The following is a 12,804-nucleotide window of genomic DNA, read 5'->3' as shown; positions in this document are numbered from 1 at the left end:
TGCCGCTCGGGCACCGGTTGCTGGGGGCACCGCAAAGCTTCGGCCCCACGGGCGGGGAATCCCCAAGCGATCCCGGCAGACGTACCGGAACCTCCGTTCCGGCCCGCACCTGTGTCAGGATTCCTCCGTGCCTGACGATCTGGACCGCAAAATCATCCACGGGCTCTACAGCGCCCCCCGGGTCTCGTTCCGCCGCCTCGGCGAGGTCGTGGGGGTGTCCGAACAGACCGTGGCCCGCCGCTACAACGCGCTGCGGCGCGGCGGGATCCTGCGCGTCATCGGGCAGCGGAGCCCGTCCGCCCACGGGCAGGCGGAGTGGGTCGCGCGGCTGCGCTGCCGCCCGGAGGCCGTGGGGCCCGTCGCCGACTCCCTGGCCCGCAGGCCCGAGGTCGGCTACGCCAGCATCGCCTCCGGCGGGTCGGAGATCATCTGCACCATCCGCTCGGCCGCCGGCACCGGGCGCGACGACGTCCTGCTGCGGCAGCTCCCGCGCGCCGCCTCGGTCCTCGACATGAGCGTCGACCTCCTCCTGCACGCGTTCGGCGCCCCGGACGCGGTCGGCTGGGCCGGCGGGGAGCGCTCCCTGACCGACGAGCAGGTGCGACTGCTGACGGCGGAGCGTCCCGTGGCCGCCGGGCCACCGCTCGCCCCGGCCGACGAGGACCTCCCGCTCTTCGAGGCCCTGGCGGAGGACGGCCGCGCCTCCCACACCCGCCTGGCGGAGGTCACCGGCTGGTCCACGCCCCGGGTCGCCCGCCGGCTGGAGGCCCTGGAGGCCTCCGGCTCCCTCGCCTACGGCATCGACATCCTGCCGGAGCGCCTCGGCTACGAGCTCAACGCCGTCCTCTGGCTCCAGGTCGACCTGCCCGGACTCGACCGGATCGGCGAGGAGCTCGGCCGGCACGAGGAATGCGCCTTCGTCGCGGCGACCAGTGGCAGGCACAACCTCATGGCCGTCGTCATCTGCCGGGACACCCCCGACTTCTACCGCTACCTCAGCGGCCGCCTGGCCCGCATCGAGGGCATCAGGGGCTACGAGATCAGCATCCGCGTCCGCCGCCTCAAGCAGTCCGTGTCCCTGATCCACCACGGACGGCTGATCCACCCCCCGCTGGGCTGACGCGGGCGCGCCGAGGAACGGGCCCGGACGCCTCGCGCGCCCGGACCCGCCCGAAGGCCACCCGTCAGTGCGCGGCGGCCTCCCAGTTCGGACCGACGCCGACCGAGACGTCCAGCGGGGCGCGCAGCGGGTAGGCGCCCGCCATCTGCTCGCGGACGACGGCCTCGACCCGCTCGCGCTCGCCGGGGGCCAGCTCCAGCACGATTTCGTCGTGCACCTGGAGCAGCATCCGGGAGGTGAGGCCGGCCGTGCGCAGCGCCTCGTCGACCCGGAGCATGGCGATCTTGACGATGTCGGCGGCCGAGCCCTGGATCGGGGCGTTGAGGGCCATCCGCTCGGCCATCTCGCGGCGCTGGCGGTTGTCGCTGTTGAGGTCCGGCAGGTAGCGGCGGCGGCCGAGGAGGGTCTCGGTGTAGCCGGTGGCCCGGGCCTCGTCGACGACCCGGCGCAGGTAGTCCCGGACGCCGCCGAAGCGCTCGAAGTAGGTGTCCATCAGGCCCTGGGCCTCGGTCGGCTTGATGCCGAGCTGCTGCGAGAGCCCGTACGCGGACAGCCCGTACGCCAGGCCGTAGGACATCGCCTTGATCTTGCGGCGCATCTCGGCGTCCACCGCCGCGCCCGGTACCTCGAAGACCTGGGAGGCGACGGTGGTGTGCAGGTCCTCGCCGGAGGCGAAGGCCTCCAGCAGCGCCTCGTCCTCGGACAGGTGCGCCATGATCCGCAGTTCGATCTGCGAGTAGTCGGCGGTGAGCAGCGACTCGTAGCCCTCGCCGACGATGAAGGCGCGGCGGATCGCCCGGCCCTCCTCGGTGCGGACCGGGATGTTCTGCAGGTTCGGGTCCTGCGAGGAGAGCCGGCCGGTGGCGGCGACCATCTGGTTGAAGGTGGTGTGGATCCGGCCCTTGGGCGAGACGGTCTTGAGCAGGCCCTCGACGGTGGTGCGCAGCTTGGCCTGGTCGCGGTGGCGCAGCAGGATGACCGGCAGTTCGTTCTCGGTCTGGGTGGCCAGCCAGGTGAGCGCGTCGGCGTCGGTGGTGTAGCCGGTCTTGATCTTCTTCGTCTTGGGGAGCGCGAGCTCGCCGAAGAGGATCTCCTGGAGCTGCTTGGGCGAGCCGAGGTTGAACTCGCGGCCGGCGGCGGCGTGCGCCTCCTCCACCACGCGCTGGATCTCGGCGGCGAACTGCGCCTCCAGCCGGGTGAGCCACTCGCGGTCGGCGGCGATGCCGTAGCGCTCCATGCGGGCGAGCAGGGCGGCGATGGGCAGTTCCATGTCGCGCGTCAGCTCGACGGCGCCGACCTCGGCGAGGCGGGTGTCGAAGAGCGCGGCGAGGTCGAGCACGGCGCGGGCCTGGAGCATCAGCGACCGGGCGGCGGCCGTCTCGTCCTCCTCCGGCGCGTCGAAGGAGAGTTGGCCGCTCTCGGTGGCGGGGGCCGGGGTGAGCGAGCGGCCCAGGTACTCCTCGGCGAGCACCTCCAGGGTGAAGGTGCGGCGGCCGGGCTTGATCAGGTAGGCGGCGAGCGCGGTGTCGGCGACGACGCCGTCGATCGTCCAGCCGCGCTCGGCGAAGGCGCGCATGACCTGCTTGGCGATGTGCAGGGCCTTGGGGGCGGCGGCGTCGGCGAGCCAACCGGCGAAGGCCCGCTCGTCCTCCTCGGCGAGCAGCGCCGGGTCGAACCAGGCGGCCGTCTCCCCCGCGGCGAGGGCGACTTCGGTGACCTCGCCGGTGCCGAGCGCCCACTGGTAGACGGCGGCGAGGGCGACGGTGGTCTTGCCGTCGGAGGCGTGCTCGGCCAGCCAGGCGGCCAGGGTGCCCGGGTCGGTGAGGAGTTCGCCGTCCACCTCGACGCCGGGGGCGAGTTCGGCCTCGGCGGCGTCCGATCCGGTGGACGGGTCGATGCCGAAGACGCGGTCGCGGAAGTTGGCGTTGCGGAACTCCAGCGACTCCATCAGGGTGCCGACGGCGTCCTTGTCGAACGGCTTGCGGTCCAGGTCGGTGACGCCGAGCGGGAGTTCGACGTCGCGGACCAGCTCGGTGAGCACCCGGTTGCGCTTGACCGAGTCGAGGTGGTCGCGCAGCTTCTCGCCGATCTTGCCCTTGACCTCGTCGGCGCGGGCGACGAGTTCGTCGAAGGAGCCGAACTGGTTGACCCACTTGGCGGCCGTCTTCTCGCCGACGCCGGGGATGCCGGGCAGGTTGTCGGACGGGTCGCCGCGCAGGGCGGCGAGGTCCGGGTACTGGCGCGGGGTGACGCCGTACTTCTCGGCGACCTTCTCCGGGGTGTAACGGGTGAGCTCGGAGACGCCCTTGGTCGGGTAGAGCACGGTGACGTGGTCGGTGACCAGCTGGAGCGAGTCGCGGTCCCCGGTGACGATGTCGACGTCGTAGCCGGCCGCCTCAGCGGCGGTGGCCAGGGTGGCGATGATGTCGTCGGCCTCGAAGCCCTCGGCCGTCAGCCGGGGGACGTGCATGGCGTCGAGCAGTTCGCCGATCAGGCCGACCTGGCTCTTGAACTCGTCCGGCGTCTTGGCGCGGTTGGCCTTGTAGTCGGGGAACTCGACGGAGCGGAACGTCTGCCGGGAGAGGTCGAAGGCGACGGCGAGGTGGGTGGGCTGCTCGTCCCGGACGGTGTTGGCGAGCATCGAGGCGAAGCCGTAGACCGCGTTGGTGGGCTGGCCGGTGGAGGTGTTGAAGTTCTCCACGGGCAGGGCGTAGAAGGCCCGGTAGGCCATCGAGTGCCCGTCGAGCAGCATCAGCCGGGGCCGCGGGCCGGCCCCGCCGCCACCCGTCGCGCCCTTGTCCGTACTCTGCGTAGCCACGTCAACGTCCGTTCCTGCCGATTCCACTACCGGCCACCGATCCTATGGCCCGGCACCGACAAAAAGGACGCCGCGCCGGTCCGGCCACCGCTGCTACCTATGAGTAGGACGGTCGTACGATCACAGGCGGCACACCCCCGAGCGGCAGGAGTTCCCCCATGACCGACGCGGTCCCCGACACCGCCCCCGAGACCGTCCCCGGCACCGCCCCCGACAGCGCGCACGACGGCACGCCCGTCCTGAACGTCCCGCAGGACGTGCTGGACCACTTCGCCAAGCTCGGCGTGAACGCGCAGACCTTCTCCGGCGGCCACCTCGGCGAGAAGCTCGGCATCCGGATCATCGAGGCCTCCGGCGACCGCGTGGTCGGCACCATGCCGGTGGAGGGCAACCAGCAGCCGTACGGGCTGCTGCACGGCGGCGCGTCGGCGGCGCTGGCCGAGACGCTGGGCTCGATCGGGGCGATGCTGCACGCCGGTCCCGGCCGCTACGCGGTCGGCGTGGACCTCAACGCCACCCACCACCGCTCGGCCACCTCCGGGCTGGTGACCGGGGTGGCGACGGCCGTGTTCAAGGGCCGCACCGCCGCCACCTACGAGATCGCGATCACCGACGACACCGGCCGGCGGATCACCAGCTGCCGGCTGACCTGCATGCTGCGCGACCTCTGACCGAACTCCGAGGCGTGACAACGTCCGCACAGCGGACCGGAGTTCACTCCGGACAACATCAAGTCCCTTTTCCGCCCCCTTGTTTGACCTTCCGCCACCTTGGGCAGGCGTTGGTCTGGACAAGGGGGCGTTCACATGTCCGGGCGCGGTCGGCACACATCCCGCGCTCGTAACGCTGCGTAACAAGTAGGAAATCCGATCAATTGCCGGTTCCGAGGCCTTCAGGCGCCCCGGGACCACTCGGCCGCGCCCCCGTTGTCCGCAATGCGGACGCTCAAGGCCGGAAGCAGGGCATCGGACACGAGCGTCCGATAATCGGCGCTGCCAGCTGCAACCCCCATTTCTGGGCCTTACATCGCCCTACCAGCGCGTAAACGCCCGCCATCTCGGGATCGATCGAACCGGAACGACCACATGGTGAGACAAATACTCCGTGTGCTCATAACAAGAGAATCACAGCCTGCGCCCAGTACTGCCCGAGTCGCCCAAGGGCATCTAGAGTCACGGCCAGTCACCGCGCCATTCGATTGGGCCAGGCCCTCCGCGCACTCCGGCTCCCGCCACTCCGGCGCGGGCGCCTCCTGAACCGAAGGGGACCCTCGTGCGTCACCGTTCAGCAGTTGTCGTGAGCATTGCCGTTATCGGTGCCCTCAGCCTCAGCGCCTGCGGCTCCCGCGGAGAGAAGAAGGCCGACGGCGGCAACTCCAACTCCGGCTCCACCACCGTCGTCATCGGCGTCGACTCCCCGCTCACCGGCGACCTCTCCGCCCTCGGCCTCGGCATCCGCAACTCCGCCGACCTCGCGATCAAGAAGGCCAACGAGACCAACGAGGTCCCCGGCGTCAAGTTCGAGATCAAGGCCCTCGACGACACCGGCAAGCCCGCCCCCGGCCAGCAGAACGCCACCCAGCTGGTCGGCGACCCCAAGGTCCTCGGCGTCGTCGGCCCGCTCAACTCCAGTGTGTCGCAGTCGATGCAGCAGATCTTCGACGACGCCAGCCTGGCCCAGGTCTCCCCCGCCAACACCGGCGTCGCCCTCAGCCAGGGCGAGAAGTGGGCCAGCGGCGAGAAGAAGCGCCCGTTCACGTCCTACTTCCGCACCGCCACCACCGACGCCGTCCAGGGCCCGTTCGCCGCCCAGTTCCTCTACAACGACGCCAAGAAGACCAAGGTCTTCCTGATCGACGACCAGAAGACCTACGGCGCGGGCCTGGCCGGCACCTTCAAGGGCGAGTTCACCAAGCTCGGCGGCCAGCTCGTCGGCGAGGAGCACGTCAACCCCGACGACCGCGACTTCGCCGCCATCGTCACCAAGGTCAAGAGCTCCGGCGCCGAAGCCGTCTACTACGGCGGCGAGTACCCCGCGGCCGGCCCGCTCTCCCTCCAGCTCAAGGAGGCCAACGTCAACATCCCGCTGATGGGCGGCGACGGCATCCAGAGCGGCGACTTCATCAAGCTCAACCCCAAGAGCCAGGGCGACTACGCCACCGCCGTCGGCCTGCCGGTCGAGAGCCTGGACACCGCCAAGAAGTTCATCGCCGACTACAAGGCGGCCGGCTACAAGGACGCCTACGAGACCTACGGCGGCTACTCGTACGACAGCGCCTGGGCCATCATCCAGGGCGTCAAGCAGGCCGTGAAGGACAACAACGGCAAGGTCCCCGACCGCAAGGCCGTCCGCGACGCCGTCCAGAAGGTCAGCTTCGCCGGCGTGACCGGCACCGTCTCCTTCGACGAGTTCGGCGACACCACCAACAAGCAGCTCACCGTCTACACCGTCAAGGACGGCAAGTGGGCCGTGGAGAAGTCCGGCACCTTCAAGGGCTGATCCAGGGCCGGTTCAGGGACTGGCCGAAGAACCGCCCTACCACCTGACGCCCAGTCACCACCGGTACCGCCGGCGCCACTTCACCACCACCACGCGCGGGGGCGCCACGAGTGCCCCCGCGCGCACCCACATCCACCACCCACGCGGACACCCCGAACGCACTACGGAGGCCCAGCGGTGCACGACCTACCGCAGCAGCTGGCCAACGGCCTGATCCTCGGAGCCCTCTACGGGCTCGTCGCGATCGGCTACACGATGGTCTACGGCATCGTCCAGCTCATCAACTTCGCCCACGGCGAGATCGTCATGGTCGGCGGCTTCGGCGCCCTGACCGCCTACCTCGCCCTCCCCGGCGGCACCACCCTGTGGCTGGCCCTGCCGCTCATGCTGATCGCCGGCATCCTGGTCTCCACCCTCACCGCCGTCGCCGCCGAGCGCTTCGCCTACCGCCCGCTGCGCAACGCCCCACGGCTCGCCCCGCTGATCACCGCGATCGGGCTGTCCATCCTGCTCCAGCAGCTCGTCTTCTCCTTCTACCCGGACGCCAAGAAGGCCCGGGTCTTCCCCAAGATCCCCGGCGACCCGTTCAGCCTCGGCTCCGTCACCATCCAGCGCAGCGACCTCTTCCTGATCATCGCCGCCCCGCTGTGCATGCTCGCCCTCGGCTGGTTCGTCACCCGCACCCGCTCCGGGCGCGCCATGCAGGCCACCAGCCAGGACCCGGACACCGCCAAGCTGATGGGCATCGACACCGACCGCATCATCGTCATGGCCTTCGCCATCGGCGCCGCGTTCGCCGCCGTCGCCGCCGTCGCGTACGGGCTGCGCAGCGGCCAGGTCGACTTCCGGATGGGCTTCATCCTCGGCCTCAAGGCCTTCACCGCCGCCGTCCTCGGCGGCATCGGCAACATCTACGGCGCCATGCTCGGCGGCCTCGCCCTCGGCCTCGCCGAAGCCCTCGCCACCGGCTACATCCAGCACCTGCCCGGCATGCACCTCTTCGGGGGCGGCGCCTGGAAGGACGTCTGGGCCTTCGTTCTCCTCATCCTCGTCCTCCTGATCCGGCCCCAGGGCCTGCTCGGCGAGCGCGTCGCGGACAGGGCGTGACCACCATGACCACCACCCGTACCGAGACGACCCCGGTCATCCCGCTGCCGGCCCGCGCCGCCGCCGCCGTCACCGGACTCGGCGCCCTCGCCACCGCCGCCTCCGCCGCCATGTCCTGGACCTGGACCTCCGACTTCCCCGGCGACCTCACCTACTACGGCTCCCCGGCCGGCCTCCAGTGGCTCGCCCTCGCCGCCGGCCTGCTCACCCTCGTCCTGCTGCTCGCCGCCCAGGGCGTCCCCGGCCTGCGCTGGGCCGCCCCCACCCGCAGCAACAACGCCGTCCTGTACGCCGCCACCGGCGCCCTCACCGTCGCCGTCTACGCGGTCGCCGCCATCTCCTCCGAGCTCGGCGGCCTCGCCAACCTCGAACCCGGCGGCTGGGTGCTCGCCGCGGGCGGCCTGCTCGCCGTCCTCGGCGCCCTCGGCCTGCCCCTCGACCGCCGCACCGCCGTCCCGCTGCGGATCCTCGACAGGCGCCTCTTCCTGCTCGTCCCGGTCGCCCCCGCCGCCTGGTTCGGCGCGCACGCCATCCCCGGCGACAAGCCGGTGGCCCCGGTCATGACCGCCCTGGCCGGCGGCCTCGCCATCGCGGCCGGCGTCGTCCTGCTGCTCCAGCTCGGCCACCTCGCCAACAGCGGGCTGCGGCTGGGCCGGATCGACCGCCCGCTGGCCGCGCCGCGGGCCCTCCCCTCCTGGGTCGAGGTGCTGCTGATCGTCCTCGCCTTCGGGACCGGACTGTTCGCGATCACCTTCGGCATCGACACCGAGTACGGCGAACTCTTCACCGGCTACCTGCTGTTCGTCGCCCTCGCCGTCCCCGCCCTGACCAGGTCCGGCCTGCTCGCCCGGCTGCGCGCGCTGACCGTCAAGCACCGCCCGGTCACCACCGGCGCCGCCTTCGCCGCCGCCGCCGGCTTCCCGTTCACCCAGACCAGCGACCAGTACACCTCGGTCGCCACCAACATCCTGATCTTCGCCACCGTCGCCCTCGGCCTCAACATCGTCGTCGGCCTGGCCGGCCTGCTCGACCTCGGGTATGTCGCCTTCCTCGGCGTCGGCGCCTACGCCGCCGCCCTGGTCTCCGGCTCCCCCGCCTCGCCCATCCACGTCCAGTTCCCGTTCTGGGCCGCGATGCTCACCGGCGCCGTCGTCTCGATGGTCTTCGGCGTCCTGATCGGCGCCCCCACCCTGCGGCTGCGCGGCGACTACCTCGCCATCGTCACCCTCGGGTTCGGCGAGATCTTCCGCATCACCATGCTCAACCTCAACGGCACCACCGGCCCCAAGGTCACCAACGGCTCCAACGGCATCCCGCGCATCCCGGACCTGCAGATCCTCGGCTTCGACCTCGGCAAGCCGCACACCGTGGCCGGCGTCGAACTCGGCCGCTTCTCCAACTACTACCTGCTGATGCTGCTGGTCACCGCCCTGGTCGTGCTGGTCTTCGCCCGGGTCGGCAACTCCCGCATCGGCCGCGCCTGGGTCGCCATCCGCGAGGACGAGACCGCCGCCGAGGCCATGGGCATCAACGGCTTCCGGCTCAAGCTGCTCGCCTTCGCCCTCGGCGCCCTGCTGGCCGGCCTGGCCGGCACCGTCCAGGCCCACGTCAGCTACACCGTCACCCCCGACCAGTACACCTTCGCCGAAGCCCTCCCGCCGAACTCCGCCTTCCTGCTCGCCGCCGTCATCCTCGGCGGCATGGGCACCATCAGCGGCCCGCTGGCCGGCGCCACCCTGCTCTTCCTCATCCCGAAGAAGCTCGAGTTCCTCGCCGACTACCAGCTCCTCGCCTTCGGCGCCGCCCTCATCGTCCTGATGCGGGTCCGCCCCGAGGGCCTCATCCCCAACCGGCGCCGCCAGCTGGAGTTCCACGAGGCCGCCGTCCCGGCCCAGGCCGCCGGCGAGCCGACCGCACTCACCAAGTCAGGGGCGTGACCGACCCGATGACCACCACCACCGCCGCACCCCTGCTCGAAGTCACCGGCGTCACCATGCGCTTCGGCGGCCTCACCGCGGTCAACGACGTCTCCCTGACCGTCGGCGAGGGCGAGATCATCGGTCTGATCGGCCCCAACGGCGCCGGCAAGACCACCTTCTTCAACTGCCTCACCGGCCTGTACGTCCCCACCGAGGGCACCGTCCGCTACCGCGACACCCTGCTGCCGCCCAAGCCCCACCTCGTCACCCAGGCCGGCATCGCCCGCACCTTCCAGAACATCCGGCTGTTCGCCAACATGACCGTCCTGGAGAACGTCCTGGTCGGCCGGCACACCCGCACCAAGGAGGGCATCTTCTCCGCCATCCTGCGCGGCCCCGGCTACCACCGCGCCGAGGCCGAGAGCCGCGAGAAGGCCATGGAACTCCTGATGTTCACCGGCCTCGCCGAGAAGGCCGACCACCTCGCCCGCAACCTCCCGTACGGCGAGCAGCGCAAGCTGGAGATCGCCCGCGCCCTCGCCTCCGAACCCGGCCTGCTGCTGCTCGACGAACCCACCGCCGGCATGAACCCCCAGGAGACCCGGGCCGCCGAGGAACTCGTCTTCGCGATCCGCGACAAGGGGATCTCCGTCCTCGTCATCGAGCACGACATGCGCTTCATCTTCAACCTCTGCGACCGCACCGCGGTGCTCGTCCAGGGCCAGAAGATCGTCGAGGGCGACCGCGAGACCGTCCAGAACGACGAACGCGTCATCACCGCCTACCTGGGCGCCCCGCTCGAAGGCACCACCCCCGCCGTTACGGAGTCCGACCAGTGACCGCACTTCTCGAGGTCGAGGACCTCCGCGTCGCCTACGGCAAGATCGAGGCCGTCAAGGGCATCAGCTTCACCGTCGAACAGGGCGAGGTCACCACCCTCATCGGCACCAACGGCGCCGGCAAGACCACCACCCTGCGCACCCTGTCCGGCCTGCTCAAGCCCACCGCCGGACGGATCACCTTCGACGGCCAGGACCTCTCGGCCGTCCCCGCCCACAGGATCGTCGCCCTCGGCCTCGCCCACTCCCCCGAGGGACGGCACATCTTCCCCCGGATGGCCATCGAGGAGAACCTCCTCCTCGGCGCCTTCCTGCGCACCGACGCGGCCGGCATCACCGCGGACGTCGAACGGGCCTACACCCTGTTCCCGATCCTCGGCGAACGCCGCCGCCAGGCCGCCGGCACGCTCTCCGGCGGCGAGCAGCAGATGCTCGCGATGGGGCGGGCCCTGATGTCCCGGCCCAAGCTGCTCATGCTGGACGAGCCCTCCATGGGGCTCTCCCCGCTGATGATGCAGAAGATCATGTCCACCATCGTGGAACTGAAGTCCTCCGGTACGACCATCCTCCTGGTCGAACAGAACGCCCAGGCGGCCCTCTCCCTCTCCGACCGCGGCTACGTCATGGAGACCGGCCGCATCGTCCTCTCCGGGACGGGCGCCGACCTCCTGCACGACGAGTCCGTCCGCAAGGCCTACCTCGGCGAGGACTGAGCCCCTGCACGCGAAAGGGCCCGGCAGAAACGTTCTTCTGCCGGGCCCTTCCCGCACGCCTACTCGGGCTTGGCCTCTTCCGCCTTCTTGCGGTCCTGGGCCTCGCCCTCCTCGATGACCGCCTCGGCCACCGCCGCCATCGTCATCCGACGGTCCATCGACGTCTTCTGGATCCACCGGAAGGCCGCCGGCTCGTTCAGCCCGAACTTGGTCTGCAGCACGCCCTTCGCCCGGTCCACCAGCTTCCGGGTCTCCAACCGCTGGCTGAGATCCCCGATCTCCTTCTCCAGCGCCCGCATCTCGGCGTACCGGGACACCGCCATCTCGATCGCCGGCACCAGGTCCGACTTCGAGAACGGCTTGACGATGTACGCCATCGCCCCCGCGTCCCGCGCCCGGTCCACCAGCTCCCGCTGCGAGAACGCCGTCAGCATCAGCACCGGCGCCAGGTGCTTGTCGTGGATCTGCTCGGCCGCGGACAACCCGTCCAGCACCGGCATCTTCACGTCGAAGATCGCCAGATCCGGCTTCAGCTCCTCCACGAGGCGCACCGCCGTCTCCCCGTCGCCGGCCTCACCGACGACGGTGTACCCCTCCTCCTCCAGCATCTCCTTCAGATCGAGACGGATCAGCGCCTCGTCCTCGGCGATCACAATCCGGGTGATCTGGGGCGTATCGGTCTCAAGCGGCTGCGCCTGCTCGTCGGCGGTGCTCACGGGGCTCCTAGTTCCGGCGGGGTACTGCATGCACGAGGGTACCTAGCTGCGCCCGACAGCGCTCACAGGGTATCCTTCACGGGCGCGAACCAGCCGGGTTGGTGGAAGGGCAGACACGATCGCCTCAAAAGCGATTGCCTGAAAGGGCGTGTGGGTTCGAATCCCACACTCGGCACCAGATTTTCCTCATATTCCCAGGTTTTGGGGATTTCACCGTATCCAGTGGATCACATCCAATGTGTCCACGGGCCGGGCTGTCACGTCCCATTCTGGCGCACATGACCACACTCTCTGTGCGCGAACAGGCCGTCCACCTCCTCCGTCGAGGTCTCAGCAACGCCGAGGTGGCCCGCCGCCTCCGCGTCCCGAAGGGCACTGTCTCCTGGTGGAAGCATCAGGACCTCGCCAAACGCGACGAACTCCCCGGCCGCAAGCGCTCCGCGTGCGTGCACTGCTACGGCGACGAGCTGAACCGATCCGCCTACTCCTACCTGCTCGGCCTGTACCTCGGCGACGGCCACATCCTGCTGCCCAACGAGTACCGCAGGACCCAGAGCCTCCAGATAACCTGCGACGACAAGTGGCCGGGCGTCATGGATTCCGTCGAACAGGCGATGCGTCACGTTCTCCCCGACAACAAGCCCTGCCGGGTGCGCCGCACCGGGTGCCACGACATCAAGATCTATTCGAACCACCTCACCTGCCATTTCCCCCAGCACGGCCCAGGCAAGAAGCACGAACGCACCATAGCCCTGGAACCCTGGCAGCAGGAGATCGTGGACGCCCACCCCTGGGAGTTCCTGCGCGGCCTGATCCATTCCGACGGGTGCCGCATCACCAACTGGGCCACCCGTACGGTCAACGGGGTCCGGAAGCACTACGAGTACCCGAGGTACTTCTTCACCAACACCTCGACCGACATCATCGGCCTCTTCACCGCCACCCTCGACGCCGTCGGCGTCCAGTGGAAGGCCTCGATCCCCCGCCCCACCGGCCAGGTCAACATCTCCGTCGCCCGCAGGGACTCCGTCGCCCTCATGGACGCCCACATCGGCCCCAAGCACTGACGGCTG

General features: G+C 70.2%; 10 protein-coding genes and 1 tRNA gene. 9 read left to right on the top strand and 2 right to left on the bottom strand.

The annotated features are described in order from the left end of the window. The first annotated feature begins 127 nt into the window (after positions 1-127). The gene (locus ACFU7Z_RS08690) at positions 128-1,120 is read left to right on the top strand and encodes an Lrp/AsnC family transcriptional regulator (RefSeq protein ID WP_049651562.1); all 993 of its coding nucleotides are present in this window, start codon (positions 128-130) and stop codon (positions 1,118-1,120) included. Positions 1,121-1,184: 64 nt separating this feature from the next. Here the strand turns inward: ACFU7Z_RS08690 and polA are convergent, their stop codons facing one another. Then, a complete protein-coding gene (gene polA / locus ACFU7Z_RS08685; RefSeq protein WP_380777044.1) occupies positions 1,185-3,872 on the bottom strand; it encodes a DNA polymerase I in 2,688 nt (895 codons plus the stop codon). A gap of 224 nt (positions 3,873-4,096) precedes the next feature. Between polA and ACFU7Z_RS08680 the strand changes: the two genes are divergently transcribed. From ACFU7Z_RS08680 to ACFU7Z_RS08655, 6 genes are all read left to right on the top strand, one after another. Beyond that, positions 4,097-4,609, top strand: a complete 513-nt coding sequence (locus ACFU7Z_RS08680) for a PaaI family thioesterase (RefSeq protein ID WP_380777034.1) — start codon at positions 4,097-4,099, stop codon at positions 4,607-4,609. A gap of 601 nt (positions 4,610-5,210) precedes the next feature. After that, a complete protein-coding gene (locus ACFU7Z_RS08675) occupies positions 5,211-6,437 on the top strand; it encodes a branched-chain amino acid ABC transporter substrate-binding protein (protein ID WP_380777033.1) in 1,227 nt (408 codons plus the stop codon). Positions 6,438-6,614: 177 nt separating this feature from the next. Continuing rightward, positions 6,615-7,544 (top strand): branched-chain amino acid ABC transporter permease, encoded by a 930-nt coding sequence (locus ACFU7Z_RS08670; protein ID WP_049651559.1) that lies wholly within the window; start codon positions 6,615-6,617, stop codon positions 7,542-7,544. A gap of 5 nt (positions 7,545-7,549) precedes the next feature. Beyond that, positions 7,550-9,481, top strand: a complete 1,932-nt coding sequence (locus ACFU7Z_RS08665; protein ID WP_380777032.1) for a branched-chain amino acid ABC transporter permease — start codon at positions 7,550-7,552, stop codon at positions 9,479-9,481. 8 nt (positions 9,482-9,489) lie between these two features. After that, positions 9,490-10,302 (top strand): ABC transporter ATP-binding protein, encoded by an 813-nt coding sequence (locus ACFU7Z_RS08660; protein WP_380777043.1) that lies wholly within the window; start codon positions 9,490-9,492, stop codon positions 10,300-10,302. Continuing rightward, on the top strand, positions 10,299-11,015 hold the full coding sequence (locus ACFU7Z_RS08655; protein WP_380777031.1) for an ABC transporter ATP-binding protein: 717 nt from the start codon (positions 10,299-10,301) through the stop codon (positions 11,013-11,015). Before ACFU7Z_RS08660 ends, ACFU7Z_RS08655 begins: the two co-directional genes overlap by 4 nt. A gap of 59 nt (positions 11,016-11,074) precedes the next feature. Here ACFU7Z_RS08655 and ACFU7Z_RS08650 read toward each other — a convergent pair whose 3' ends face one another. Then, on the bottom strand, positions 11,075-11,761 hold the full coding sequence (locus tag ACFU7Z_RS08650; RefSeq protein WP_380777030.1) for an ANTAR domain-containing response regulator: 687 nt from the start codon (positions 11,759-11,761) through the stop codon (positions 11,075-11,077). Between the two features lie 62 nt (positions 11,762-11,823). On the opposite strand from ACFU7Z_RS08650, the gene ACFU7Z_RS08645 reads away from it, so the two are divergent. After that, a tRNA-Leu gene (locus ACFU7Z_RS08645) sits at positions 11,824-11,909 on the top strand. Between the two features lie 100 nt (positions 11,910-12,009). Next, positions 12,010-12,798: a helix-turn-helix domain-containing protein gene (locus ACFU7Z_RS08640; RefSeq protein ID WP_380777029.1), complete on the top strand. Its 789-nt coding sequence runs from the start codon at positions 12,010-12,012 to the stop codon at positions 12,796-12,798. Positions 12,799-12,804: the final 6 nt, after the last annotated feature.

This window comes from Kitasatospora sp. NPDC057518 (assembly GCF_042802075.1).
In the GTDB taxonomy this organism is placed as follows: domain Bacteria; phylum Actinomycetota; class Actinomycetes; order Streptomycetales; family Streptomycetaceae; genus Kitasatospora.
Note: the sequence above shows the minus strand (reverse complement) of the source record. Positions and strands in the feature narration are given on the sequence as shown.